Source organism: Paenibacillus sp. FSL L8-0494 (assembly GCF_038003695.1).
GTDB classification, from domain to species: Bacteria; Bacillota; Bacilli; order Paenibacillales; family Paenibacillaceae; genus Paenibacillus_AQ; species Paenibacillus_AQ odorifer.
The window spans coordinates 4,508,736-4,535,138 of the sequence record NZ_JBBOPQ010000001.1 but is presented as its reverse complement, the minus strand read 5'-3'; the positions used below and the strand labels follow the sequence as shown (position 1 = coordinate 4,535,138).

Genomic DNA, 26,403 nt, shown 5'->3' with positions numbered 1-26,403 from the left:
GATGGACTGGGAGCTGGAGCAGGAAAGGTTCAAGTTATGTGTAATCGACGATATTAAAAGTGTGGTGGAGATGGTCTCGCGCAAGCCGCCGTGGCAGGAGCACGGTATTGAGGTCGTCGGTACGGCGCTTGACGGTGATGCGGGGCTGCAGATTATCCGCGAGACCCGGCCGGACATTGTGCTGACGGATATCCGAATGCCAAGAATGGACGGCCTGCAGATGACCCGGGCGATTCTGGAGGTGCTTCCGGACTGCAAGATTATTATCCTCAGCGCCTACTCGGAGTTCTCTTATGCCCAGGAAGCCATCCGACTAGGGGCGCTTGATTTCGTCAAGAAGCCCTTTTCGCTGGACGAGATTATGCAGGCTGTGCTGAAGGCCAGGGAGTTGTGCAGGGAGGAGCGTCAGGAGACCACCAGACTTGCTGTGATGGAGGCCAAAATCAGAGAAAGTCTGCCTATTCTCCGCCAGGAATATCTCATCTTCCTGCTGCACCACCAGACGACAGAATCGGATGCACGTTCCCGCTGGGCCTATCTCGATATCCCTCTGGACCAGCATGATTTCTTCGTGTTTGTCGCCGAAATCGATCATTTCACGGAGAAACTGAGCGGCCAGCCTGTGCAGGAGGTCGAGCTGCTGCGGTTCAGCCTGCACAATATTCTCGAAGAGACGATTTCCGCCTGGACCCGCGGCGTCATCATCCGGGAGGCGACAGACCGGTATGTCTGCATCATGAACGGCTCGGACCCGGATACGGCCGCGCTGGTTACGGAGGCCTGCTGCACGAATGTAAGCCGGTTCTCCCGGCATACGCTTTCCATTGGCGTGGGGCTGGGCGCAGCGGCGATTCAGGAGCTGAGCGCAGCGTACAGGCAGGCGATTAGCGCGCTGGGTTATCATTTCTACACCGGAGGCAACGGGGTCTATATTTACAGCAATATCGAGAATAAACCGCTCGCACTTCACAGCTACTCCGCCGCCGCCGAGCAGGAGCTGCTGTTCGCCCTGCGTTCTGGCAATTCTGCCAAAAGCCTGCAGATGCTCGATCAGCTATTCGCGGAGCTGCTGGACAGCGGGCTTTTGCCTGAGCCGCGTTATGTGGAAAGCGTCGGCTATGAGCTGGGCTACAGGATCTGCCGGGTCCTGCTGGAGCAGTTCCCCTACGGGCAGGTGGAGCCGCTGGAGCGCAGGATTGCCGTCATGAAGAACCAGGTGCATCCTTCCCTGCAGGATATCCGGGACCTGCTGTCCGGGCTGTGCCGGGAGGCCTGTGCGCTGGTTACAGAGACCCGTTCCCTGGAGTCCACGCGGATTATCCGCCAGGCCGCCGCTTATATCGATAGCCATCTGGATACGGGACTGTCGCTGGAGCAGGTAGCGAAGCAGATTAACCTCAGCCAGGGGTATTTCTCCAACCTGTTCAAGAAGGTGCAGGGGATTTCGTTTCAGCAGTATGTGATGCACGAGAAGATGGAGAAGGCCAAGGCGATGCTGATCAGCGGACGGCAGGTTCAGGAGATCGCCCAGGATCTTGGGTATGAGCACAGGCGCTATTTCAGCGAGGTGTTTAAGAAATATACCGGAATGACCCCGTCCGAGTTCAAACTGCATTATCTTGGAAAAGAATAAAAATGCGCAGGGGAGGCATGTCCGCAGGGCGGAGGTGGCCTCCCTTCACTGTATAAAGCTTCTGCAGAAATCTGCCCTTAAAGTGGGCTTACCCGCCTTATCCGGATGCGCCAATCCGTCTATAATCAGGTTGTAAGCGAATACAGCAGGGATATATAAGGGGGAACTACCAATGATGAAGCGTATGCTAATAACATCTCTGAGCCTGGTCCTGGCACTTGGCCTGACAGCCTGCGGCAACGGTAACGGCGGCAATGCTGCAGAAGGTAAGGGAGACGGGAAGACAGGCGGCTCGGGGGACAAGACCAAAATCAGCTACTGGACCGGCGACCGTCATGATGCGGATTTCGTGAAGGACAAGGTAGCCGAGTTCAACGCAACCAATACCGACGGGATTGAGGTGGAACTGGTCGTCAAGGGCGACGACTTCGATACCGCACTCGATCTGTCCTTCCAGACCTCCGATGCGCCGGATGTAATCCGGGTGAAGGAGAATACCATCCAGACCTTCTACAAAAAAGGCTTTCTCGCTCCCATTGACGAGTTCCTCACCGATGAGCTGAAGACGAAATTCCCGGCCATGCCGGATCTGAATGAATTCGACGGCAAGCGTTACAGTCTGCCGAATTATGGAACAACCATGCGTCTTGTATACAACAAGGATCTGTTCGCCAAAGCAGGCGTTGAGCATCCGCCGGCTACCCTGCAGGAGCTGGTGGAAACCGCCAAAAAATTGACAGAAGCCGGTAAAGCGGATGGCGCTTACGGCTTCGCCCAGAACTTCAAAAGCCCCGGAAGCGCGTTCGGGCGTTCGGCGCGGGTGATTGCGGAGATGAGCGGCTACGGCGGCTTCGGGTATGATTTCAAGACGGCCCGCTACGATTTCAGCGGCTTCGAGCCGATCATCAATGCCTTTAAGCAGATCCGGGACAACGGCAGCATGCTGCCGGGTGTGGAATCACTGGATATTGATCCGCTGCGGTCGCAGTTTGCAGAGGGCAAAATCGGAATGTATATGTCCTACTCCTCGGAGCCGGGCGTCTACAAGAATCAGTTCCCGGCCAAGATTGACTGGGCAGCCGCTCCGGTTCCGACCATCGACGGCACCGTGAAGGGGGCTTCGGGCTTCCTCGGGGGCCAGTGGCTGGCGCTGAGCTCGAAGTCGGAGCACAAAGGAGCAGCCTGGAAGTTCATGGAGTTCATGTACGGCGATCAGGTGCTGACGGATTATCAGGAAAAAGGCTTTGGCATCTCCATGGTTCCATCCGTCAGCGCAGTAGCCAAGACACCGGATGTGAACGGCATTGAAGGCTTCCTGCCGAACAAGCACGATGGAGTGTGGCCGGTCTATCCGTCTGTAGCACCGGAAGGGATGAAATCGGATGACGCCTTCTTCAAGTATATGCTGAACGGCGGCGATCTGAAGGCGATTATCGCCGATCTGAACAAACGCTATAACACTGCACTGGACAGCGTGATTGCGAATGATGGCGTGAAGGCCGAGCCGGATGCCGGCTTTGACCCCGCCGCACTGGGCGGCAAGTTCGCCAAGTAGACAGAAGGTTAGGGATAGAGATATAGGCCAAAGCAGAGGGATGGGGAAGCAGCTTTCCTCTCCCTCTGCTCTGGCCGCAAGGGAGAGGAGCCGGAAGAAACCAGATGAACAAAACAAAACAAGCCTTATTTTCATACAGCTTTATCTTTCCAAGTGCCTTGCTCACGTTGGTCCTCGGGATTTATCCGATTGCCTGGGCGTTCCGCTATATGTTCTATGATTACAAAGGGTTCGGAACGGCCCGGTTTACCGGGCTGGCCAATTTCAGACGCATCCTGAAGGATACCCAGTTCTGGGAGTCGGTGGTGAACACGTTTGTCTATGCAGGCGGCAAGTTGCTGATCACCATTCCGCTGGCTCTGCTGCTGGCCGCCATATTGAATCGAGGGCTGCGGGGCAGACAGCTGCTGCGGGGGATTTTCTTCATGCCGACCGTCATCAGTACTGCCGTAATGGCCGTAGTCTTCTTCACGATCTTTAACTCGTATAACGGGATTCTCAACCAGTTTCTGATCCGTTCGGGCCTTTCCGATTCCGGTGTGGACTGGCTGGGGCCGAAATATGCCATGCTCACCGTCATTCTGGTTGCAGCCTGGGGGGCGGTCGGCAATTACATGCTGCTCTTCCTCGCCGGTCTGCAGAATATCCCGGAGGATGTTTATGAGGCCTCTTCCCTGGACGGAGCAGGCAGAATCCAGCAGTTCCGCTATGTCACCCTGCCAATGCTCGGGCCTGTCATGCAGATGGTCATTATGCTGGCGATCATTACAGCTTTGAAGGGCTACGAGAGCATTATGGTGCTGACCGAAGGCGGCCCCGTAGGCAAGACAGAGGTGATGTTCCTGTATTTGTACAAATTATTTTTCCCTGTCGGCGGAGGCAGCGCGGCGGTCCAGGTCCAAGAGTTCGGATACGGCAGTGCGGTCGCCTTCGTGTCTGCGGTCATCGTCGGGATCATATCGCTCATTTATTTCTACGCATCCAGACGTATGAATCAGACCGATTGAGGAGAGAGGATATTATGAGACTAAGAACCATACTGGGCAATATCATCCTGTGGATTTTTTTGCTGGCATTTGCTTTTATCACCTTGATTCCGGTCGTTATCACCATTCTCGGCTCCTTCAAGACAAATGCCGAACTGACTGCGGGAGCCACCTTCCTGCCGGATAGCTGGCACTTCTCGAACTATGCCGAAGCCTGGGCGCAGGCGAATTTCTCCAGATATACGCTGAACAGCCTGATTGTCTCTCTGGCGGCGGTGGTTGGCACGCTGCTGGTATCATCCATGGCGGCTTATGTGGTGGACCGGATGGATTTTGCAGGCAAGAAATTGTATATCGGCCTGCAATCCTTCACTATGTTCGTGGCAGTAGGGGCGGTCGTGCTGCGTCCGCAGTTTGATCTGATGGTCAAGCTTCATCTGCACAGCAGCCTGTGGGGGGTCATATTGATTCTGATCTCCGCCCATGCTTCGATCTTCTTCATTCTGTCCAGCTTCATGAAGGGGATTCCCCGTGAGCTGGATGAGGCGGCGCTGATGGACGGCAGCTCCCCTGGCCGCACCTTCTGGCGAATTATTCTGCCACTGCTCGGACCCGGACTCGGCGTAGGTGCGCTGTTCACCTTCCGCGGCGCGTGGAATGAATATTTGCTGCCGCTCGTGTTCACGATGACGAAGCCGGAGCTGCAGACGCTGACTGTCGGGCTGGCGAACCTGAAATACGGGATTTCAGCCGCTTCCCAGACCCACTATATGATGGCGGGCGCCTGCTTGTCCATTCTGCCGATTCTCGTGGCCTATCTGTTCGCCAACAAATCCTTCATGCAGATGACGGCCGGTTCCCTCAAAGGGTAGCGGTCCGGCCCTGCGCAACCCATAATCCATCTTTAACATTCAAGGAGGTACACCCCATGACTCAACACGTTCCGGCGATTCTGCAATCTGCCCCGTTCATCCGGCGGTATCCGGGCAATCCGGTGCTGGCTGCAGCGAAGATTCCTTACCCCACCGCACTGGTATTCAATGCCGGTGTAACGAAATTTAACGGCAAATATGTGATGATCTTCCGCAATGATTACGGCTCACTGGCCGATCAGACGCTTGAGCCGCACCACACCACGGATCTCGGCATTGCTTACAGTAACGACGGGCTGAGCTGGACCGCAGGCCCGAAGCCAGTGTTCAAAATGCATGACGAGGAAATTATCCGCGCCTACGACCCGCGCCTGACCGTGATCGGCGGCCGTTGTTATATGTGTTTTGCCGTGGATACGCACCATGGCATCCGCGGCGGAATTGCCGTTACCGATGATCTGGAACACTTCGAGGTGCTCAGCCTGTCTACACCGGACCTGCGCAATATGGTACTGTTTCCCGAGTTGATCGGCGGCAAGTATGTCCGGCTGGAGCGTCCCTTCACGGTATACAGCCGCGGCGGCAGGGACCGCTTCGATGCCTGGATCTCCGAGTCGCCGGACCTGAAGCATTGGGGCAACTCCAGCCTACTGCTCGCCGTCGAGCAGGTGCCGTTTGCCAATGACAAGGTCGGTCCGGCCGCACCTCCGGTCCGGACGGATAAGGGCTGGCTGACCACCTTCCATGCGGTGGATGTGGACCCGGCCAGAGGCAAGCATGGTTGGGAGGACACCTGGAAGAAGCGCTATACCGCCGGAATTATGCTGCTGGATCTGGAGGACCCCCGCAAGGTGATCGGCATGAGCAGGCAGCCGCTGCTGGCACCGGAGACAGACTATGAGATTGGCGGGGGCTTCCGCAATCATGTGATTTTTCCGGGAGGGATGATTCTGGAGGATAACGGCGAGGTCAAGATCTATTATGGCTCTGCGGATACGGTAGAATGTCTGGCAACGGCCCATGTGGACGATCTGCTCCGACTCTGTCTGGAGCCGGAGCATAGATAAGATTGGAAGCAGGCTGAGGGCGGAAATGCGGAGTAACAGTGGGGCCATGTGCCATGATTGGAGCGGCTTGCGCGGAGTTTGTGCATGAAGTGCAACAATGCTAAATCAACAACAGCGACCGTGGGGAGATTATCCATAAAATGCAACAATACAGCTCAGTAGTAGCGACCAACGCAGGAAATCCTGCACAAGTGCAACAAAACCGGGACCGTATTTTAAAAGGAAACTTTGCTGATGCAGAAAAGGTTAGTATTACTCTGCCACTTCCGAAGCTGAACAGGAATATGTCGATTTTATGAAAAGAGTAATAGAGCATCACTGGTGAAATCATTATTCACTGATGACAGAGTATTTCCTAAAAATATGAAAGAGGTGTTTATTTATGCTGAAAAAGTTAAAATTATTAAGCTTAATTGTTTGTATGCTCGCCAGTCTTTTAGCTGTCGTTCCTTTGACAGCAAGAGCGGCGGATACAATTGTAAGCTATCCATTACCGTCGATCTATACCACGACCAGTCAATACACGGTAACAGCAGACTCTACAAATATACCGGTAATCGACACTTCGGCGATATTTGTAAACTATAATTATTGTAATTTCTCTTTTTCAGGTACTACTACAATCACAATAACAGCAAGCGAGACAATCAATACCTATAATATTTCTCCCAAAGCTTTGGGAATTACTGCAACAAAGAGCGGAAATACACTTACATTTACACTTTCATCACCAACATATCTTATAGTTAAAATCAATAATCTGAAAGATCTGGTTATTGCGGCAGATGCTCTTGAAACCAATGTTCCGGCTTCATCCGGTACAGGTATATACAATGTTAAAACTCAATACGGTGCCGACAGTACCGGTGCCGCTATGGCTACAACTGCAATACAAAACGCCATAAATGCGGCTAACGCAGCAGGTGGCGGTATAGTATACGTTCCAGCCGGTGTTTATAAGTGCGGAAACCTTGTTTTAAAAAGCAATGTTTCGGTTTATCTGGAGGGTGGTTCTGTTATAAGGGGTTCAGGAAATCCGAGCGATTACACTACCCATTTTCATAAGAATTCTCTGGGTAAGGATGGAACATGGTTTATTTACACCGAAACAAATGCAAACAATATTAAGATATACGGCAGGGGGACTATTGACGGCAATGGCCATTATATGAGAAATACAAAGAATTATTTGAACAATATTCTTGTACCCTTGCAGTGCAGCAACTTCACGGTTGACGGCATAACAATAAGAGACAGCGGGGGCTGGGCTACCATAGTTACAAGATCCAATAACGTCACATTCCAGAATACAAAGCACTTCAACAACAATGAACTTGATTATGAAAATGATGCAATAGACATTCAAGAGAGCCAGAATGTACTAATAAAGCACACGGTAGCAGTATCGGAGGATGACACATACTCATTTAAGACATGGGATGTAGCAACTACGGATATAGCTGCAAACTGGCCGGGAAGTCCTGAAAACCAGTCAAATGTAGTTGTGGATGATGCTTTGGCTTGGAGCAGATGTGGAGCATTTAAGGTTGGAGATGGAGTTAAACAGCTTCAGGATGGCATTGTTGTTAAAAACTCTTATGTATACAGGTGCTGGCGCGCTTTAGCGGTAGGTCATCTTTATGGGACTACACCAGCACAAAACATCATATTTGACAATATAGATGTAGAAGGCTTCTGGCCAAGATCCGGTGTTCACTCCAGATGGTTTGATCTTTCTGCAAAAAGCGGACCGATAAAAAATGTGGTCTATAATAATATCAATTTACGCGCTTTAGGTGAAATTTCAGTAATGAAGGGTTGGAGTGATACATTTACTGTCTCCGGAGTTACATTAAACAATGTTCGCGTCGGTGGAGTTGCGGCAACTACATTGACAGAATTGAAAATAACAGATACTAACAGCTATGCTGAAGCTCCAAAATTCAACACATTGAAATTTGAAGCGGAAGGCTATAACCTTAGTTCAGGTGTTATATCCTATGAGGCAAGCACTGATGGTGGGCTGGATGTTGGTGGAGGGAGTAATGGCGACTATATAGCATTTAAAAATGTAGATTTTGGTAGTACAGCTAAAACAAGTATTGATTTGAAGGTTGCATCCGCTAATTCCGGCGGAAGAATAGAATTCCACTTGGACAGCCCTACAGGCACTATGCTGGGTTATTGGACGGCAGAAACCACAGGCGGATGGCAGACATGGTCAGTCAAGAATATCTCGCTTAATGCCGGGACAGCTGTAGGAACCCATACGGTATATGTTACTTTTGTTAAGTCAGATTCAACCACAGTTGCAAATTTAACTTGGTTCCAGTTCAAATAGAATGGAAACGGTTTGATTTAATTGCAATAAGATGGATAAAGGGGTATATCAAATGATATGCCTCTTCATTCAGCTAAAGTTTTTTTCTGCGACTGACTAACTAACACAAAAAAACAGCAAGTCTCCTAAGTGAAGTGAAATAGGGACTTGCTGTTTGAGGTTTCAATTAATTCTTAAAGCTATGAATTGGAGCTGGGATTCGTCCGCCACGATTAACGAAGTTCGCGCAGTTGAAGCCGTTTACTGCTATAACTGGTGCATATCCGAGCAGGCCGCCAAATTCGACCAAAGGTCATAGATTCCAGCTTCTCTAGTGTAAGGGTACCCCGCTGAGCCGCTTTAATCATGCCGTGATCTTCATGGAACGGAATAAAGGCTCTACTATTAAGCCCACCTACATAGGAGGAGGCCATTACGCCACTTTTTTTAATATTGTCATTTAGGGCGTGTCTGAAAACTATCATTGAGTCAATTTAAAAATGGAAGCTATGTATATAAACGCGAGGATTGACTTAGCCAACTTATCGTAACGAGTGGCCACACGGCGAAAGTGTTTGATTTTATTGAAAAAGCATTCAACCAAGTGGAGTTCTTTCTACCGATACCAATCGACCTTCCATGGATGTTGACTATTCGTTTTAGGTGGAATGGTGTAAGTGGCCTGTTTAGTCGTAATCCAGTTCCGAATCGCTTCTGAGCCATAGGCTTTGTCGCCAAGAATGTGACTTCCAATAATATCTAACTCCTGAAGCAATTCAATCGCTGGAAAAGAATAACTTGACCACCCGTCAGTAGAAAAGCTAGAGGGTTGCCTAATCCATCGTGGAAGATATTAGTGATCGGGATTTTGATCCTATTAGCAAACCCGAGAGTTATCTCGAATTTTATTTTGGGAAACCTGGAAGTAGAGGGAACAAGAGGACATTACATTCGTATGCAAAATATTGGGGGAAGGAAATTCCGCAGGAGTATAAAGATCGACAAAATGAATACTTTTACGAATCAGATGCTTCCAAAATTTTAGATGAATAAATAAGTATGAGAGTGATAGCATAGATTTTATTTATCAAGCTTCCTACAAAGGCATTTACAATATATTATTTATTGAACGGGCTTTCGGGGCTCAAGGGCATTTGTCTAAGTTAGTAAATGGATATATCCCACGAGCCCCCCAAATAATGATTACGAAAAAGGTTGGCGAATCTTTAGAAAATTCACAGCATTTAATCTGCGAAGCCGGCACCGGGACTGGTAAATCACTTGGATATTTAACTCCTGCAGCTCGATGGGCTGTCGTTAATAAGAAAACAGTTATTGTCTGTACGCATACGATCCCTTTAATGAATCAAATCGTTAATGTGGAGCTGCCAAGAGTAGTTAACATTCTTAAGATGGAGAAGTTATCACTTAAGTTCCAACATGTCAAAGAAAAAGATCATTATATTTGTAATACAAAATTAGAAGCTCTCTGGCAAGAAAAAGTTACGCAGTAATGATTCTAAAGCTAAACTTGTACGTGAAATTTCAAAGATGGTGAAACAAGAACGGGTTGGGGATCGTGCGGCTCTAGGATTCGATGTTGAAGACAATGTGTGAAAAAAGATTAGTGCTTCCAATTGTCCAGCCAATACTAAACCAAGCAACTGCATGTTAGAAGACCTGAAAGGAAAGATGTATACCTCCCATATAATTGTCACAAATTTCGCTTACTTCTTTAATGATCTAAAAATGAGAATGAAGACGGGGAATGGTACTCTTCCAGCATATGATGCCGTCATTTTTGACGAAGCAATCTTCAAACGAAGTGCATTTTCGGAACTCGATCATGGAAATCAAATCGAGCTTGCTCAGCTTCGTCAAACTTTTCACCAGCAAATTGATGAAGTGTACGCTCAAGTAGGAAAGAAGATGAGAGATGATCAAGGAGGATTACTTGCCTTCAAGCTTATGACAACCAAGATTGAAATTTCGGAGGTTTGTGCTACTCTAAGCCAAGCGCAGCAGTTTCTTTGATTATATGTTCCCTAAAATGATGGTAAAGCTTCAGCAAGGATTGGGCGTTTAAATCGATCCATGAAGTGCCAAGGCGCTTTTATCATTCTAGATAACAGAATCTTAACCAAGAGATATGGGGGAAGAGTCATTCGTAGTCTCCCAAAGTGTCAATATTCAAGAAAATTAGAGGATATCATTCACATACTACCTTGCTAAAGAAAGGTTATTGATTCTTATGATGGGAAGAGCTCACTTAGCCATAAGTACCGGAGTTACTATTTCGATCTTAGGGTTAGCCGATTATAAAATAACAGTACCCGTAGTCGCTGTAATTGTGGTTAGTTCTCTTCATCCAGATATCGATGAACCTAATTCACTTTTAGTATCAAGAGAACTCCCAACATCCTTGCTTCGTCTTCTGCAGGGCGTACTTATCACACTTGCTGCATTCTAAACAGTATTTTCTTTGTCCTGACTGTAGTTGTGAATACGGTTTGAATTCAAGCAAAGAATTAATAGAGAGAACTTATTTCATTAGGGCTTTTGAGATTCTTTCAAATAGAAATATGGATAATTTAACCTGGCCAGAAAAAGAAAAAATATTTGGATTAAAGCGAAATAGTATTCTGAGAATTATTGCTAATGAATTTATTACTGTGATGTTAACAGCGATCTCTTCAATTCAAACAGAAAATGACTTCGCTGACATGGTCTTTGAGTGTGCTCGTGAAATGGTAGAACAAAATATTATTTAGGCTTTTGCTGTTGCAAAAGAAAATGGATTCTTTATTACGGGTCATGTTGGTGTAGAAGTTGGTCCAGAAGGTATTTGGGATGCCATCCAATCGATACCATTTGATAGAATAGATCATGGTGTTCGTGCTGTAGAGGACGAAAAGTTATTAGAATGGTTGACAGATAAAAAAATATTACTTACTCTATGTCCAGCTTCTAATATAAGCTTAGAAGTATATCCGTCGTGGGATAAATATCCAATCAAAAAATTAATAGACAACGAAGTGACAGTATGCATTAATTCTGACGACCCACCTTGTTTTCACTATGATCTAACAGGAAATATTATTAAAATTGCAGAAACCTTTGATTTTTCTAAGGCACAAATTATTGAATTAATACGTAATTCATTCATTTTTAACTATTATTGCGGTTTGTTTGTCTTACGGTCGATACAACAAGTCGAGACCAAGTAATTGTACCCATTACCGTTCTGGGTGACAACCGAGACTTTTGTTTATGATCCCAATATGTCTACAATGGATAACCTGCAACGTTTGATTGGGTATGGTGGATTTATTCCTATCCTTGGGGCGGGTCCTGATGGACTCAACTCCATTTTATATCTTGTTCGTGGACAGAAACTTATTCTTGTAGCACGGATATTCAGGCAAATCTATAAATTCAACCCGTGTAATTGCTTCTCACCTGGCACACTGGTGAATAACCAAGAAGGTGCCAAGCCGATTGAACAGGTTCAAGTTGGTGATATGGTCTGGTCCAATAATCCAGATACTGGAATATCCATATAGGTGAAGAGATACTAACGACCACTGATTTGCATCCCTTCTGGATGATAGGCAAAGGATGGGTGTTGGATTAAACTATAATCAGGTCGCACTTACGAATGAAGGAGTTAAAGCTTTGCATGAAATAAGAAAAGATTTAATAGAAGGAAAGATAGCACTTGGAAGAGTGAAATAATACTGTTGGAGGTACACATGAAAATATGGCAGTGGAGGTTTGAAGCGGATAAATACGAGACTGTTTCTTTCCCGAACCCACTCTAAAAAGCTCATCTTCTTATCATTCATCTGTTATTCTCCCATTTGAGTTCGTAATGTTCACTATCTTAATGCAAGTGAACCGAGTTCACAAGTGTAGGAATAATAGAGAAACTGGGCTTATGCTAAACTAGGGATCTTCAGAAGTGGTTATGGCGGAAACCTATTCGGGGAGTTGTTTGTTTTACTTACTGACGTTTTGTCATTTGTTGGATTTATTTTATTGATATGGTTTTCCAAAGAAAAATAGTTTGTGATTTTTGGGGGAGTAGAAATTTTGGATATGATGAACATACTGGTTGAAGAACGCCATTGTCCTTTATGTAAAGAATTGAATCGTTGTGGCGCTGAAAGCGGTGACTGTTGGTGTTTCCATACAGAAATTCCACTCGAATTGCAGGAACAGATCCCGGAAGAACTGAGAGGGAAAGCTTGTATCTGCCAAAAATGCGTAGAAGCATTTAATAAACATTAACCGGGATTTTAATTAACTCTCGACGAATACCGTAATTTCATTGTATATAATTAAAGTGTAATCTAAAAAAATAATGGAGGCGCAGATGAGGAAGCCAATAATTGCAGTAGATATGGATGATACAATTTGCCATCTAGTGAAGCGAGCCATATACCATAATAATAATGATTTTCCCACGCATCTGCTGCGGTATGAGGAAATGCTTGATTGGAATACGGATCATTTACGTCATCCGGATTGTACACAAGAGATTTTCTATGGGCGGCCCGGTCTGTATGAAGAGCTTGAACTGTTTGACGAACATGTCGTAGGAGAAATGGAGAAACTGCATTACGCTTATGATGTAATTATTGTTACGGCAGCCCAACCCCAGTCGGTGGTGGAAAAATGGAACTGGCTGCAGAAGCATATGCCGTTTATTCCGATTGAAAATTTCTTTACCTGTAAGCGAAAAAATCTTATTAACTACGATCTATTGATCGATGACGGGGTGCATAACCTGGTTCCGGCATTGCAGGAGGGAAGAAAAGTGCTTTGTATTCCGCATCCATGGAATTTGCGGGCCCGTGAACAATATGCTTTTCCATTATTGACCTCATGGGAAGGTGCAAAAGAGAAGATAGATCAGATGTTAGGACGTCCAAAGAGCGAATGAGACTGTTTTTTATAGATGATGTACAGAAAAATATCCTCCACCAAAAAATGAAGGTATCCCATTAGCCAGTGTGGCTTTTGAGATACCTTTTTTATATCTATTGCAGAAGCGCAATTTCATTATTATGCTCTGGATGTAAATATGTTGAATTAGTGACATTTCGATTCTTGGACTCTTTTCTTTGTATATTATTGTATATAAAAGGAGTGGAGATAGTAGTGAGAACAATCGGAATTGATTTAGGAACGACCTATAGTCTTGCTGCTTATTGGGACGGCAGTCAGGCTGTAATTATTCCCAATGTACTCGGGGAGCATGTAACACCCTCGATTGTTAGTGTAGATGCAGGGGGAGAAGTATTAGTTGGAAGAATCGCACAGGAACGACTGATTACACATCCACAGTTAACCGCCTCGACTTTTAAGCGCTTTATGGGATCAGCAAAGAAATATACGCTAGGTTCGATGACTTTTACTCCTGAAGAGTTATCTTCTTTCGTTCTGCGGTCCCTGAAAGAGGATGCGGAAAATCATCTAGGTGAGTCCGTAACGAAAGCTATAATCAGTGTTCCGGCTTATTTCAATGATGTTCAGCGGAAAGCAACTAAGAAAGCGGCTGAGCTGGCTGGTTTACAAGTAGAGCGGCTTATTAGTGAACCTACGGCGGCAGCACTCGCTTATGGCCTGCATCAGAATCAGGAGACTTCATTTCTTGTTTTTGATCTGGGTGGAGGAACCTTTGATGTGTCAATTCTGGAGCTTTTCGAAGGGGTAATGGATGTTAAGTCGATTGCCGGAGATAACTATCTAGGCGGGGAAGATTTCACGGAGATACTAGTGGCCTATTTTATCCAAAAGAATAAGCTGGACGCGGAATCGTTAACACCAATAACGAGGTCGATGTTGTATAAGCAGGCAGAGCAGAGTAAACGAATTCTTGGTACAGAGTCTGCTGCGACTATGCGGATAGTTATTAAAGAGGAAGAATACGTTCTGACTATAGATCGCTCAGAGCTTGAGCAATTGGTACAACCATTATTAATACGTCTAAGGCAGCCGATAGAAAGAGCATTGCGGGATGCTTCTCTGCAGCCTTCCGATCTGGATGGGATTGTGATGATTGGGGGGGCGACTAAAATGCCTCTGATTAAGCAAATTATCAGCCGTATGTTCGGGAAAATGCCTTATGCGAATATCAGCCCAGATGAGACAGTCGCACTGGGAGCTGCGGTTCAGGTGGCCCTGAAGCAGCGTGATCAAGCGCTGGACGAAATGATTTTGACGGACGTTTGCCCCTATACATTAGGGACCAGTGTTCTGCGTAGAGGTTCAAGTGGACAAACGTCATCTGGACATTACTTTCCGATCATTGAACGTAATACTCCGATTCCTGTTAGCCGGGTAGAACGTCTATATACAGCTGCAGATAATCAAAAGATCATAAGTGTGGATGTGTATCAGGGGGAGAGTCCTCGCGTTGAAAATAATCTTTTCCTGGGAGAAATGGAGTTTCAGATTCCGCAAGCACCTCGGGGAGAAGAAAGTATTGATGTCAGATATACATATGATGTGAATGGGATTCTTGAGGTGGAGGTTACAACAGTTTCAACAGGTCAGAAGCATCAGATGATCATCGAGCAAAATGCTGGTGCAATGACGAAAAAGCAAATTGAAGCTCGTTTACTGGAACTGCGGAGTATCAAAATTCATCCGCGTGAGCGTACCGAGAACCGGCTTCTGCTTGCTAGAGGTGAGCGTTTATATGAAGAGGTGCTTGGGGACCAACGGAAATTTATCGCACAATGTCTGAAAGTATTCGAAGATGCTTTATATACTCAGAACGAGAAAGTGATTGAAAAAGCGGCACAAGCTTTCAATGAGCAATTGGCGGAAATTGAAGGGTGGTCATACTTCACATGACAATCTGGAGTATGTTGGAGATTGAACCCACAGATGAACTAGCTATCATCAAAAAGGCCTATGCCAAGAAACTGAAATCGCATCACCCCGAAGATGACCCTGAAGGATACCAGCAGCTTAGAGAAGCTTATGATACAGCTGTGAAATGGGCCCGCTCCGGGCAGCGTATAGCAAGCACTGTCCCTTCATTGGTAGGTGAGGATAAGAAAGAAATAGCAGAAGCAATATCAAAAGAAATAGAAAAAATGGTGATACAAGCAGAAAAAGTAATACGAGTAGATGAAGCTGAGGAGGAAGAAAGCGAGGAGGAAGAACAAGAAGTTGAGGAGGTAGACACCGAGGAAGAAGTAGAAGGGGCAACTTCTATACCGCATGAAAACGAGTGGGCGCTGTTTCGCCCTCTTCCCATCCAACTTGATGCTGATCTTCAAGAACAGCCAGCAGATATTTTTGACAGACAAATTAGGGAACTGTATGCGGATTTCTCGCGCCGGATTAAACAAGCTTCGTGGCATTCACTTTTGAATGAAGATTTCATGTGGAGTATAGAGCATCGTGATCGGCTAAGGGATAAGCTTATGTTGTTCCTTGATCAGCATCGGAATTTGCCTCATGCCGTATGGGAGGCTTTGGATTCATTTTTTCATTTTCGTGAGGACAAGGAAATATTTCTTCAACGTTATGATAATAAGTTAGTCGAGTACATACTAGGGCAGGTCGACGGAAGTTTGGAGATGCGTTATGAGTGTTTCCTTTTGCAGGCGTCTCTTGAGTTTGACATAGAACGCTATCTAAATTTGAGGCGATCCGCTCAATTCATGCTGATGGAGGATAAACATACTGAAGCTGGTCAACTGCTCGACGAAGCAAATAAGCTGTTTCAGAATGATCCGGATCTGCAATTAATGCGAGCTAAGTATTGTCTGGATACTGCTGATTATATGGAAGCGCTGGTGTGTTTAAACCAAGTAACCACTATGTGGCCTAACGAAAGAGACGGTTACTTATTAAGAGGGCGGCTTCTCTACTATTTGCAGCGTTATGAGGAAGCGATGAAGGATTGTGAATATCTGTTGCAGGAGGATGCTGGAAATAGAGATGTGCAATGTTTAATTCTGGAATGTAAGATTGCACGTTCTCAAATTGAGGAAGCTCTTACACAAACGGAGACAAATGAGCCTAAAAAAGACGAGTTCGTTCATTTTCGTTATCTTGCGAATAAGTACATGTTGAAGAACAAAAAACTGTATCCACAACGTCTTCGTATCTCTTCGCTAGTAACCATTGGAAAGAACATTATAGGGCCTATATTATTCTATCTATTGGTTTTCCTGAAATTAAGCTGGTTCTATATTTTGGTATATACCATATGTTATTTTTCAGTTTCTGAGCTTCCCCCGCTTGTCAATGCGGTGTTCATTCTTATTATTCTATGGAAAATCAGGAACATTTGCAAAACAGCATACTTATTCTCGAACTAATATCAGGAGGCTCTACATGCTGAAGGAATACAATGTTAAGCAAAGAAAACGATTGGAAATGTATTTCCGCTGTCTTTCCTCTACCTGCATACGTGGTCTCTTAGGGAGATACTATGTGGTTTATGAGTTTGATTTCAGTAATGTCTTCTTCAAAAGAGGATTAATCAAAAATGCTTGTGAAAGATGGAATATCGAGGATGCTAACTCCTTTCATCGCCAAATTCGCTGGCTTTTAGAAGATGGCAACCGTGCAGAATATAGATCTTTACATGCTCGTTTAGCCACACTTTCGGAAACCTCACGCAGTAAATATCTTGAGGCACATAAGGATCATGAGGATTTTGTTAATCTGAAGGTTGTTGCACCAGGAATACATCAGTTGCCTTCTGGTGACATTTCTGCTTTTGGGTTAGCTTGGGTAATTTATCTGAGCCGGATTGGTTATGTTGAGGATTATTTGAAGAAGGAAGAAGCCTGGGAATACAAAATAGAAGCAGCAAGGCAGCTACAAGAACGTTATAGCAGTTGGGCGGATTATTATATAGCCTATTCCTTGGGCAGCAAATTTTCATTAGTACAATCCGGCGGATTAGATAATCTTTTTGAGACGGGATTGCAGAAGCTCATGCGAAATAGCAGCATTCTATACAGGGAAGCCGTTTGGGGGCAAAATCTGCAGCCGGAAGCCACTTAGTCCGTACTTAGGTAATTAATACCTATTGAATACCTATAGAATACCTATCCCGTGTTGCTTAAGGACCCAGAGGACGCTATTTGCAGATTTATAGCCCTTTGAGCCGGTTTTCGGACTCCAGTGCAGCTATTCCTTGAGGAAGGGGTCTTTTGTGGTGTTTTTCATGTCAATAGTGGCTATGCGGTCCGTTAGGATTCCAAATGGGGGATAATGCAGCATATAAGGTCAGCTGTGTCCGATAGGCTATGTCGTAAGTGTAAATGTGATATAAGCAAACGAAGTTTAGTGTTACAACACGAGCAAAGGTTTCGCTCAACGGATCAGATCAAAGAGCAAGCTAAAAGTAAAACGCAGCAGTAAGACCAAACAGTAAAACCAAACAGTATATCCAAAAAAGAGGGAGTTCCAGCTGCTATAACATAGCTTTTGGAATTCTCTCTTTTTGTGATGCCGGATTAATCTTGACAGGATCTGATATTTGTATATAATTGGAATAGACCGACGGTCGGTCAATAGAATGGAGGACGTTTCAGATGAGAATTTCCAAAGAAGCGGAAGAACGTAGAAATGAAATATTGGATACAGCAGAAATGCTGTTTTTTACGAAAGGGTATACCAAAACGACAGTGAATGATGTCTTGCAGGCTATAGGTATTGCGAAGGGGACCTTCTACTATTATTTTAAATCGAAGGAAGAGGTCATGGATGCTGTAGTGCTGCGATTTATTGATGTTGGTGTAGCAACCGCTAAGCAAATTGCTGCAGATCCTAAGCTGACCGTTCATGAAAAGCTGCTGCAAATCATTATGGCGCAAAAGCCGGATACGGACAGAAAAAGCCAAATGATTGAGCAGTTCCATCAGGCTGATAATGCACAGCTGCACCAGAAAAGCTTGGTGGAAACCATTTTACGGCTAACTCCTGTTTTGACGGAGGTCATTGAGCAGGGCATAGAGGAGGGACTGTTTCACAATCCGTATCCCCGGGAGACGATGGAATTTCTATTGATCACCTCTCAATTTCTTTTTGATGAAGGTATATTCAAGTGGCAGCCTGAGGAAATCATCCAGAAGATAAGAGCTTTTATCTATACGATGGAAATTACGCTGGGGGCGGAGAAGGGCAGCTTCGACTATGTGTTTCAAATGTTTGAGTAGGGGAGAGGGAATATTCTGAACAACAAATCCTTCGGAAATTTTATGATCATTTGGATGGGGGAGTGGATATCCAGTATTGGCAGCGGGTTGACGGCTTTCACCTTAGGGGTTTATGTGTTCCAGATGACGCAGACTGCCTCTAGCGTGGCACTTTTAACCTTATGTGCTTTTCTCCCTTCCATTGTGCTCAGTCCTTTTGGCGGCGTGTTAGCGGATCGGTTTGATCGTCGATTGATGATGATAGCAGGGGATTTGTTATCTGCTTTTGGACTAGTATATGTTCTCATCATCATGCTGCTGGGTGAACCTCATTTATGGCAGATTTGTCTAGGCGTGACGTTTAGTTCGATTTTTGTATCCTTGCTTGAACCTGCCTACAAGGCTACCATTACAGATTTATTAACAGAGGAGCAATTTGCCAAGGCTAGTGGTTTAGTTCAGCTTGCTGCGTCCTCAAAATATCTTCTTTCCCCTATCCTTGCCGGGATTTTGCTTAGCTTTATGGATATAACAACTATCCTGCTTATAGATATCTCAACCTTTCTAGTTACAGTTCTTGCAGTGATGGCTGTTCGCAGGAATCTACAGACTGAACACAGAGTCCCAACGAATCAGTCGTTTGTAAAAGATTTGAAGGAGGGCTGGGATGCTCTTATTTACACGAAAGGTGTACTGCAGCTTACGATCATTTTGTCTGTCGTTACTATTTATGTGGGTTTTCTCCAAACCTTATATACGCCTATGCTTCTACCCTTTACGGATACGAAAACTCTAGGCACGGTAGTGTCTGTAAGTGCTATAGGGATGTTGCTCGGCAGTCTGATTATTGGAGTTTTTAGCATCGATCGTAAATATATTAAAGTATTAGCGCTCGGCCTAGGATTCGCCGGACTGTTTTATTCATTGGTGGGTCTGACCACGAATGTTGCTTTTATTACAGCTGCTGGCTTTTTATTTTTTGCAACGTTGCCTTTTGTTAATACCAGTGCTGACGTTATGATTCGCAACCATATCCCAAATGACACACAGGGGCGGGCATGGGGGATCATTGGCATTTTATCACAACTCGGTTATGTGGCTGCGTATGCTTTTGCTGGCATATTGGCTGATCAAGTGTTTAATCCTCTTTTGCGAGAGGGAGGTCTGCTTACTTCATCAGTAGGTAAGGTGATAGGCACAGGGGAAGGACGGGGAATCGGCTTATTATTTATCATCTCTGGTTTGCTCATCATTATTATGGCATTTGTGATCCCCCGAATGAAATCAATCCGTAACCTTGAACGTGGATAATTGAATTCTGTATTAGAGAGGAGAAGGCCCGTCAATGCTGCTACGAATTGTAAAAAGAGACCTTCAACGCAATAAAATCATTACCTTCGGATTATTTGTGTTTATCATGTTATCGGCTTTGCTTGTTGCTTCTGCGTCGCAAGTGATTATGGAGTTGTCGGGGTCCTTGAATCAGCTATTGATTAAATCCAAAGCCCCTCATTTCGTGCAGATGCACGCAGGACAAATCGACAGCTCAGCAATCGAGAGCTTTACAGCTACTAATCCACTGGTGAAAGATCAACAAACCGTAGAGATGCTTAACTTGGATGGATCTAACGTTTATCTAGGCAGTAACCAAGGCTCGGAAGCAAACAGCGTGATGGATATCGGCTTTGTAGAGCAGAATCCTTCGTTTGATTTGCTGCTGAATTTAGAGAACAAGGTGATTGAGGTATCGGCAGGAGAAATCGCTGTCCCCATTTATTATATGAAGCAAAAGAATCTGAAAATCGGCGACGTAGTTAGCGTTTTAGGTGAACAGTTCGATAAAAAGTTTGTGATTACTGATTTTGTAAGGGATGTCCAAATGAATCCAGCCATGGTCAGCTCCAAACGTTTTGTCGTAAACGCTGCTGACTTTACAGCGCTTAAACAAAAGCTCGGCGAACCTGAATACCTGATTGAATTTCAGCTTACGGATCTATCCAAGCTCAATGATTTCCGCAATGAGTATCAATCCTCAAATCTGCCCAATAAAGGCCCCTCTATTGACTATCCTTTATTTAAAACGCTGAATGCACTGACGGATGGGATTATCGCAGTTGTTATTATTTTGGTAAGTGTTCTGCTGATGCTGATTGCTATTTTATGTCTCAGATTTACGATGATCGCTACCTTGGAAGAGGATTACAGAGAGATAGGTGTCATGAAAGCGATTGGGATCACGCAGCAAGATATTCGCAGCATTTATTTAGCAAAATATATCGTGATGGCAGCCGTCGCCTCTGTATGTGGATATTTACTATCTTTAGGTGTGGTGCGTTTGTTTACAGCCAATATTACTTTGTATTTGGGCGTTGCTCCTGCCAGTATACTTCAATATTTTGTTCCTGTCCTGGCGGTAGGTTTGATCTTTGGAGTTGTTGTATTCTTTTGCCGGATGATTCTTAGACGCTTTAATCGCATCACGGTTGTAGAAGCTTTACGGTCAGGTACGAGGGGTGAAGCAAGGATTAACACAAGCAGATTTTCACTTAGTAAGCGTAAATTTGTTAACGTGAATGCTTTTCTCGGGGTAAAAGATGTTTACGGGCGCTTCACCATGTACGGATTATTGTTCTTCGTATTTGTGATCAGTTTGTTTATCGTTCTAGTGCCAGTGAATATATTGAATACCCTTCAGTCTCCCCGGTTTGTTTCTTATATGGGCGTCGGTCAGAGCGATATTCGTATAGATTTGCAGCAATCGAACCAAATAGAGAAGCGTTTTAATGAGATGATAACCAAGCTTGAAAATGACCCGGACATCTCTAAATTATCTCCACTGATTACTTCTAGATTTAAGGTATTAGGTAGTGATGGTGTATGGGAATCGCTAAATGTTGAAACCGGTGACTTTACTATTTTTCCGCTCTCGTATGTTAATGGAGGAACTCCTAGCAGTGCAAGTGAGATCGCTCTTTCTGACCTGAACGCCAAGGAACTGAATAAAAAGGTGGGGGATACCGTTCTTTTAGAGGTTGCTGGGGTGGCAAAAAAATTGACTGTTAGCGGGATCTATCAGGATATAACTAATGGTGGCCGAACCGCAAAAGCGCAATTGCCATATGATCCGAAGACGGTTCTCTGGTATGTAGTAGCTTTGGATGTGAACCCGGGAATTTCCGTCCAGGCAAAAATGGATCAGTACACCAATTTATTTTATCCAGCAAAAATCACTCATCTGCAAAGCTATTTAGCTCAAACATTAGGAAATACAATTCGCCAATTGAAGCTAGTTACAGGCTTATCCATCGTTATCGCATTTTCGATTTCGGTATTGATTACCTCTTTATTTCTGAAAATGCTGCTTGCCAAGGATTCTTCGCAAACCGCTATTTTGAGAAGTGTTGGCTTTACGTTAGGAGATATTCGTAGGCAGTATCTGGTAAGGATGCTGATAATATCAGGGCTGGGCGTCATTCTTGGTACTTTTGCGGCTAACACTCTCGGGCAAAAAATTGCTCAAATGCTAGGCTCTTTTATGGGTGCTTCTAAGATACAGTTTGTAATCAATCCGGCGGTAGCCTATCTTATTCTTCCGCTACTTTTCATGCTGATTGTAGCGCTCACCACCGTAACAAGCACGATCTCAATGAGAAAATCCAGTATAGCCAAACTAATTGTCGAATGATAGGAGGTGGCAGAATGTTCATATTAGAGACGAAGGGGTTAAAAAAAAGTTATTCAACAGGGCAAGGAACTCCGCAGTCGATATTAAAGGATGTTCAGCTTCAGGTGTCACAGGGGGAATTCATAGCTGTCATGGGACCTTCTGGTTCAGGAAAATCAACATTGCTGTATACGATCAGCGGGATGGATAAGTTGACAGCGGGAAGTGTTATTTTTAAAGGGCAGGAGATCAGCGGAGTTTCAGAGAACGAATTAGCCGGACTGCGCTTAAAGCATATGGGCTTTATTTTTCAGCAAATGCATCTGTTAAAAAACTTGAATATCCGCGACAATATCATCCTGTCTGCTTATCGGGCGAGAACCAGCAGCCGTAGAACTATCAATAAAAGAGCAGCCGAGTTAATGAACAAAACAGGAATTGCTACGCTGGCTGAACGTGATATTACACAGGTGTCAGGAGGACAATTGCAAAGAGCAGCAATCTGCAGAGCACTCATTAATCAGCCAGATATATTGTTTGGCGATGAGCCAACCGGGGCGCTTAACTCAAAAGCAGCTAGTGAAATCATGGACATATTAGCAGATATTAATCAATCAGGAACAACGCTTATAATCGCCACACATGATGCCAAAGTCGCTGCTCAAGCTGAGCGTGTCTTATATATACTAGATGGCAGCATTGCAGCTGAGCAACGGCTTGGAAAATATAATCGCGTAGATGGTGAATTGAAAAGGCGGGAGGAGAAGCTTGCGGCCTGGCTATTAAAGCTGGGATTCTGATTGGGGATCTAGCGCTGTACGAATGTCAAACAACGTTTTACAGTTTAATATCTGCCCAGCACTAAAACCTATTTTATATGCAATAATAACCACTCAATGCGAAGGCATTAAACAATTAAAAAAACTATTAACGCACCTCGATCATTGCTGATATAAACCGAACAAAAAAGCAATTGCCCCGGCACATCCGGATAACTGCAATTGCTTTTTTATTCACTTACTAATTCTTTAGAAAGCTTACGGCACTACGTAGATATTGGGTTTAGACACAGTGGGCATACCGTTGCCTAGGAAAAATCCTGTGTGCGGAGGTTGATTGTAAGCTGTATTCTGCCAGGCAATGCTCAACCGATATACTGGATCATGCATTAAGGTATATATTTTATTAGTGGTGATGTTCGTAGTTGTATAGATTCGTAGAGCCGAGTTATCGGACTTTCTCCAGATAGCCTCTTCGCGCCAGTCTCCAAGCAGGTCGGCCTGTAGGCTTGGCGTTGCTTTGGTACTATTGTTGGATGCTACGCTCGCTCCGGTTAATAAATTGGTAACGGAGTTGCTTGCAGGGTTCCATTTATCAATCTTGACACCATCCAGCAGTTCGCGGGACAAGTCGCCATCCCACCAGATTCCAAAATTCACAGAAGGCATTGTGCTGCTTATTTTGGTGCCTGTAATGGAGTATAGGCCAACGCCGTGAGCCCATACCTCTTCCCCGGGATAATTGGGATCAATATCGGCAGCCATCCCCCGGCCGGTATCTTTTCCCGTGTATACACCCCATAAGACCGTCCCGTTTGCAGCATCCCATACCGCAGCGCCATAGGGAGAACTAGTATTTTCCATGACTTTAAAAACTTCGAGACCGGGGCGGTTCGGATTTAAATCGCCTACATGCAGCGCGTCTCCATGACCCAGCCCTGTATTGTATAAGGTCGCACCGTTATTATCAATGGTTAAGGCACCATAAATGATCTCATCCTTACCATCGTTATCCACATCGGCTACACTTAAGCTATGATTACCTTGACCGGCGGTTCCAGCATTGGTGGAGCTATTGCTATCAAAGGTCCATTTACGAGTCAAAGCACTGCCATTCCAGTCAAAAGCTACAACGACTGTGCGTGTATAATAACCACGTGCCATAATGATGCTTGGATGTACTCCATCCAGATAGGCTACTCCTGCTAAAAAGCGGTCTACTCGATTGCCGTAATTGTCACCCCAACTGGATACCGTTCCTCTGGCAGGAACATAATCAATTGTGCTTAAGGCTTTCCCCGTTTGTCCGGAAAATACACTCAGATATTCAGGTCCGGTCAGGATATATCCACTGGAATTGCGATAATCTGCACTTGCGTTTCCAATGGTTACGCCAACTCCGTCAACCGTACCGTCTGCTGTTTTGCAGACTACTTCGGCTTTACCATCACCATTGAAATCATAGACTAGAAATTGAGTATAATGTGCGCCAGCCCGAATATTTTTACCCAGATCAATTCGCCATAGCCGAGTTCCATTCAGCTTATAGGCATCCAGATAGACGTTGCCTGTATAGCCACTTTGCGAGTTGTCTTTGGAATTGGAAGGATCCCACTTCAACACGATTTCATATTCCCCGTCACCGTCTAAGTCGCCTACGCTGGCATCATTGGCACTATAGGTATAACTTACGCCATCTGGCGTAGTGCCGCCAGCCGGAATCTGAATTGGAACGTCCAAATAATTGTTGGCCCATACATTTGCTGCTGGGGAATCAGATTGCTCAATACCGTCAACGATTGCTCGAACTGTATAGCTAGACGAAGCTGTGCCGGCGTTATCCTGATAATTTGTGCTGTCCGTGATTGGGGTAACGTTTACTTTTGTGCCATTGCGGTATAAATTAAAAGAAACCGACAGTTCTTCTGTTCCGAGTAGCCGCCAGCTCACAAATACACCGCTGGATACCTTTACTGCTACTAGTCCCCGATTTAGCTTTTCCGCTTGCCGGGCAGCTGCTGCCGACACAGAGGAAAGAGAGCCAAAAGCTGCCGTCCCTAACGTAAAGACTAAAAACCAAATGATTACAAGATATCCTGACTGATGTAACCGCTTACTCATTAACGAAGCCTCCTTTTCATATTTGGTTCACGAGGGTTACACAGGATGTCATAGTGAACAGTACATAATATTTCATAAAGATAAAAATATGTTTTAAATTTACTTGAACCATTTTATATGAGTACGGCTTCACTCACACGGAAAGGAATACATAACATGGAAAATATGAGCTATAATTTAAAATTCGCAACACTTTGTGCCAAATATAATCTGGGTCTGTTGATGAATGAACCTGAACCGATAACAGGTGGACTCTTGCACAGAATGTATCGCCTGCAAACGGATAAAGCGCAATACGCAGTAAAGGCCTTAAATCCTCAAATTATGCAACGAGATACAGCTATGTCCAATTATATTTTTTCTGAAATGGTTGCGAATCTGGCTTATCAAAAGGGGATCCATGCTGTTCCGGCAATCGTATCTAATGGCAGTAGTATGCACGAGGTTGAGGGGCAATTTTATTTATTGTTTCCATGGGTTCAGGGGAAGGCATTACCTTTAGATGAAATAGATTTAGATTGTTGTAAAAAGATTGGGGCAATTCTCGCGCAGCTCCACATCATCGATTTCTCACAGGGAACGGATGATCATCACTTTGAAACGCTTATAGCGTCTAATGCTCCAGTTGCCAATTGGAAAGAGCTTGCTCTCAAAGGAGAGCAGCAGCGTGCAGAATGGTCAAGCTTGCTGGCAGATCACCTGCATAAGATAGAGAATTGGGAGGCATTGATTTATTCTTCAGCGAGTCTATTGACGAATCATTATGTTATCAGCCATCGGGATTTAGACCCCAAAAATGTCTTGTGGGATGAGCAGAAAGTTCCGATAATAATCGATTGGGAAGCAGCAGGACCTATTCATCCGACAGTAGAGCTGATAGATGTAGCTTTATATTGGTCAGGTTCTGAATCGGGAGATTTAAGCAAAAAGGCATTCTCAAATTTGATTAACAGCTATCTGGAGCATGGCGGAGAGATTTATGCGGATTGGCAGGTTGTGCTCAACTATGGCTTTTTGGGAAAATTAGAATGGTTAGCTTACAATATCAGACGTTCGCTAGGACTGGAGAGCTCGGATGACGCAGAACGGGAGCTGGGTACTCGTGAGGTAATCCGTACGATTAATGCAGTACACGACTACGCTGATTTTATTCCACAATGTTTATTATGGTTGGGAGATTTAGATAACCGTCACTACCTTTGGTGAGGATCATTTAGCAGGCCAACCTGCC

General features: G+C 45.0%; 25 protein-coding genes and 2 pseudogenes. 24 read left to right on the top strand and 3 right to left on the bottom strand.

Translation table 11 applies throughout. The annotated features are described in order from the left end of the window. Position 1 precedes the first annotated feature (1 nt). From NYE35_RS20615 to NYE35_RS20585, 7 genes are all read left to right on the top strand, one after another. Complete coding sequence (locus NYE35_RS20615; RefSeq protein WP_038572292.1) at positions 2-1,633, top strand: response regulator; 1,632 nt, start codon at positions 2-4, stop codon at positions 1,631-1,633. 172 nt (positions 1,634-1,805) lie between these two features. Then, positions 1,806-3,188, top strand: coding sequence for an ABC transporter substrate-binding protein (locus NYE35_RS20610; protein ID WP_038572290.1), 1,383 nt, complete (start codon positions 1,806-1,808; stop codon positions 3,186-3,188). A gap of 104 nt (positions 3,189-3,292) precedes the next feature. After that, on the top strand, positions 3,293-4,195 hold the full coding sequence (locus NYE35_RS20605; protein ID WP_076105253.1) for a carbohydrate ABC transporter permease: 903 nt from the start codon (positions 3,293-3,295) through the stop codon (positions 4,193-4,195). A 14-nt stretch (positions 4,196-4,209) separates the two neighbouring features. Continuing rightward, the gene (locus tag NYE35_RS20600) at positions 4,210-5,046 is read left to right on the top strand and encodes a carbohydrate ABC transporter permease (RefSeq protein WP_038572285.1); all 837 of its coding nucleotides are present in this window, start codon (positions 4,210-4,212) and stop codon (positions 5,044-5,046) included. A 56-nt stretch (positions 5,047-5,102) separates the two neighbouring features. Continuing rightward, positions 5,103-6,113: a glycoside hydrolase family 130 protein gene (locus NYE35_RS20595; protein WP_076100167.1), complete on the top strand. Its 1,011-nt coding sequence runs from the start codon at positions 5,103-5,105 to the stop codon at positions 6,111-6,113. Between the two features lie 140 nt (positions 6,114-6,253). Further along, positions 6,254-6,412 carry a hypothetical protein gene (locus NYE35_RS20590; protein ID WP_178420331.1) on the top strand — a complete coding sequence of 53 codons (159 nt, stop codon included), beginning with the start codon at positions 6,254-6,256 and terminating at the stop codon, positions 6,410-6,412. 83 nt (positions 6,413-6,495) lie between these two features. Next, the gene (locus NYE35_RS20585; protein ID WP_341121992.1) at positions 6,496-8,454 is read left to right on the top strand and encodes a carbohydrate-binding protein; all 1,959 of its coding nucleotides are present in this window, start codon (positions 6,496-6,498) and stop codon (positions 8,452-8,454) included. 166 nt (positions 8,455-8,620) lie between these two features. Here NYE35_RS20585 and NYE35_RS20580 read toward each other — a convergent pair. Both NYE35_RS20580 and NYE35_RS31475 read right to left on the bottom strand, forming a co-directional pair. Further along, positions 8,621-8,897: pseudogene (locus NYE35_RS20580) on the bottom strand (DUF711 family protein); the annotation flags it as partial. Between the two features lie 152 nt (positions 8,898-9,049). Then, positions 9,050-9,208: a transposase gene (locus tag NYE35_RS31475; protein WP_162636765.1), complete on the bottom strand. Its 159-nt coding sequence runs from the start codon at positions 9,206-9,208 to the stop codon at positions 9,050-9,052. A 424-nt stretch (positions 9,209-9,632) separates the two neighbouring features. Between NYE35_RS31475 and NYE35_RS20575 the strand changes: the two genes are divergently transcribed. From NYE35_RS20575 to NYE35_RS20510, 16 genes and pseudogenes are all read left to right on the top strand, one after another. Beyond that, positions 9,633-9,947: a DEAD/DEAH box helicase gene (locus NYE35_RS20575; RefSeq protein ID WP_341121990.1), complete on the top strand. Its 315-nt coding sequence runs from the start codon at positions 9,633-9,635 to the stop codon at positions 9,945-9,947. 241 nt (positions 9,948-10,188) lie between these two features. Further along, on the top strand, positions 10,189-10,467 hold the full coding sequence (locus NYE35_RS20570) for a hypothetical protein (RefSeq protein WP_339809791.1): 279 nt from the start codon (positions 10,189-10,191) through the stop codon (positions 10,465-10,467). 39 nt (positions 10,468-10,506) lie between these two features. Continuing rightward, a complete protein-coding gene (locus NYE35_RS31470; RefSeq protein WP_370510952.1) occupies positions 10,507-10,665 on the top strand; it encodes a helicase C-terminal domain-containing protein in 159 nt (52 codons plus the stop codon). Between the two features lie 19 nt (positions 10,666-10,684). Next, positions 10,685-10,903 (top strand): hypothetical protein, encoded by a 219-nt coding sequence (locus NYE35_RS20565; RefSeq protein WP_341121989.1) that lies wholly within the window; start codon positions 10,685-10,687, stop codon positions 10,901-10,903. A 40-nt stretch (positions 10,904-10,943) separates the two neighbouring features. Continuing rightward, positions 10,944-11,204 carry a hypothetical protein gene (locus tag NYE35_RS20560; protein WP_141240325.1) on the top strand — a complete coding sequence of 87 codons (261 nt, stop codon included), beginning with the start codon at positions 10,944-10,946 and terminating at the stop codon, positions 11,202-11,204. 12 nt (positions 11,205-11,216) lie between these two features. Then, positions 11,217-11,660, top strand: a pseudogene (locus NYE35_RS31465) (hypothetical protein); the annotation flags it as partial. After that, positions 11,661-11,996 (top strand): hypothetical protein, encoded by a 336-nt coding sequence (locus NYE35_RS20555; protein ID WP_254924619.1) that lies wholly within the window; start codon positions 11,661-11,663, stop codon positions 11,994-11,996. A gap of 535 nt (positions 11,997-12,531) precedes the next feature. Continuing rightward, on the top strand, positions 12,532-12,723 hold the full coding sequence (locus NYE35_RS20550; protein WP_076141099.1) for a cysteine-rich CWC family protein: 192 nt from the start codon (positions 12,532-12,534) through the stop codon (positions 12,721-12,723). Positions 12,724-12,808: 85 nt separating this feature from the next. Then, positions 12,809-13,378 carry a 5' nucleotidase, NT5C type gene (locus tag NYE35_RS20545; RefSeq protein WP_076201434.1) on the top strand — a complete coding sequence of 190 codons (570 nt, stop codon included), beginning with the start codon at positions 12,809-12,811 and terminating at the stop codon, positions 13,376-13,378. A 218-nt stretch (positions 13,379-13,596) separates the two neighbouring features. Further along, positions 13,597-15,297 (top strand): molecular chaperone HscC, encoded by a 1,701-nt coding sequence (locus NYE35_RS20540; protein WP_076272012.1) that lies wholly within the window; start codon positions 13,597-13,599, stop codon positions 15,295-15,297. Beyond that, positions 15,294-16,778: a J domain-containing protein gene (locus tag NYE35_RS20535; RefSeq protein WP_341121988.1), complete on the top strand. Its 1,485-nt coding sequence runs from the start codon at positions 15,294-15,296 to the stop codon at positions 16,776-16,778. The genes NYE35_RS20540 and NYE35_RS20535 overlap by 4 nt, the downstream gene beginning before the upstream one ends. A gap of 16 nt (positions 16,779-16,794) precedes the next feature. Then, positions 16,795-17,472 carry a DUF1266 domain-containing protein gene (locus tag NYE35_RS20530; RefSeq protein ID WP_341121987.1) on the top strand — a complete coding sequence of 226 codons (678 nt, stop codon included), beginning with the start codon at positions 16,795-16,797 and terminating at the stop codon, positions 17,470-17,472. A 533-nt stretch (positions 17,473-18,005) separates the two neighbouring features. Continuing rightward, positions 18,006-18,629, top strand: a complete 624-nt coding sequence (locus NYE35_RS20525) for a TetR/AcrR family transcriptional regulator (protein WP_038572259.1) — start codon at positions 18,006-18,008, stop codon at positions 18,627-18,629. A 42-nt stretch (positions 18,630-18,671) separates the two neighbouring features. Next, positions 18,672-19,919, top strand: a complete 1,248-nt coding sequence (locus tag NYE35_RS20520; RefSeq protein WP_341121986.1) for an MFS transporter — start codon at positions 18,672-18,674, stop codon at positions 19,917-19,919. Positions 19,920-19,953: 34 nt separating this feature from the next. After that, positions 19,954-22,293 (top strand): ABC transporter permease, encoded by a 2,340-nt coding sequence (locus NYE35_RS20515; RefSeq protein WP_341121985.1) that lies wholly within the window; start codon positions 19,954-19,956, stop codon positions 22,291-22,293. A 14-nt stretch (positions 22,294-22,307) separates the two neighbouring features. Further along, positions 22,308-23,072 carry an ABC transporter ATP-binding protein gene (locus NYE35_RS20510; RefSeq protein WP_341121984.1) on the top strand — a complete coding sequence of 255 codons (765 nt, stop codon included), beginning with the start codon at positions 22,308-22,310 and terminating at the stop codon, positions 23,070-23,072. Between the two features lie 237 nt (positions 23,073-23,309). Here the strand turns inward: NYE35_RS20510 and NYE35_RS20505 are convergent, their stop codons facing one another. Beyond that, entirely contained in the window at positions 23,310-25,172 is a 1,863-nt protein-coding gene (locus NYE35_RS20505; RefSeq protein WP_176462642.1) for a rhamnogalacturonan lyase, read from the bottom strand. A 156-nt stretch (positions 25,173-25,328) separates the two neighbouring features. On the opposite strand from NYE35_RS20505, the gene NYE35_RS20500 reads away from it, so the two are divergent. After that, positions 25,329-26,378 carry a phosphotransferase gene (locus NYE35_RS20500; RefSeq protein ID WP_341121983.1) on the top strand — a complete coding sequence of 350 codons (1,050 nt, stop codon included), beginning with the start codon at positions 25,329-25,331 and terminating at the stop codon, positions 26,376-26,378. The last annotated feature ends 25 nt before the right edge of the window (positions 26,379-26,403 follow it).